Origin of the sequence: Mesorhizobium sp. M4B.F.Ca.ET.214.01.1.1, from assembly GCF_004791545.1 — a bacterium.
Lineage (GTDB): Bacteria > Pseudomonadota > Alphaproteobacteria > Rhizobiales > Rhizobiaceae > Mesorhizobium > Mesorhizobium abyssinicae.
The window spans coordinates 1-338 of record NZ_SRUX01000172.1 but is presented as its reverse complement, the minus strand read 5'-3'; the positions used below and the strand labels follow the sequence as shown (position 1 = coordinate 338).

General features: G+C 52.1%; 1 pseudogene. It reads left to right on the top strand.

Annotated features, from left to right (window positions below):
- Window positions 1-187: 187 nt before the first annotated feature.
- Window positions 188-338, top strand: a pseudogene (locus tag EN857_RS36410) (DUF3108 domain-containing protein); the annotation flags it as partial.

The following is a 338-nucleotide window of genomic DNA, read 5'->3' as shown; positions in this document are numbered from 1 at the left end:
TCCAACTGGCCATGATTGGAAAGTTGCGGTTCTATAGTCAGACGAGACTTAACAGTCAAGCCGCTCGCGAGCAAATGAAAGGAAATTCCGGTGTTTTCAACCGGCATCCGCTTTTTTATTGCCACAAGTCGGCGTATATCATCGCCCGATAAGGCCGCTTCCGCGCCTCTTTTAAGGTGATATCGAAATGATTGCCAGAGGAAAAAGCATTTTCGTGGCCGCGACAACGGCGTTAGCGGGCGTCTCCCCCTCGCTCGCTGCCGAAGCGCGCCACACAAGCGAATACAGCATCAATCTCGGCATTTTGCCGATTGCCAAAGCGAGTTTTTCGACTCGCA